The organism is Pauljensenia sp. UMB6358, assembly GCF_030216865.1.
In the GTDB taxonomy this organism is placed as follows: Bacteria; Actinomycetota; Actinomycetes; order Actinomycetales; family Actinomycetaceae; genus Pauljensenia; species Pauljensenia turicensis_A.
Window position 1 is genome coordinate 1 of sequence record NZ_JASOMS010000092.1, and the last position, 320, is coordinate 320.

General features: G+C 58.8%; 1 protein-coding gene. It reads left to right on the forward strand.

The genetic code is table 11. The features are described 5' to 3' along the window. The coding region (locus tag QP381_RS08745) for a GTP-binding protein (protein WP_285068581.1) at nt 1–320 on the forward strand (320 nt) is incomplete at both ends.

A 320-nucleotide genomic window follows, 5' to 3' on the forward strand; every position in this document is an offset into this window, starting at 1 on the left:
TGCTGCTAGTCGATGCTTCTGAAGGCCCTCTGCCGCAGACCCGCTTCGTGCTACGCAAGGCGCTAGAGGCCGCCCTGCCTGTAATCATCGTGATCAACAAGGTGGACCGCCCCGACCAGCGCATCGACGAGGTGCGTGAAGAGACCATGGACTTGCTGCTGAACCTGGCAGATGACTTGGTAAATGACGGCGCCGATATTGATCTGGACTCTCTGCTGGATGTGCCGGTTGTTTATGCTTCGGCTAAGGCAGGCAAGTCCTCGCTAGAGCAGCCAGCTCCGGGAGAGCTGCCAGACCAGAACTTGGAACCGCTCTTCGAG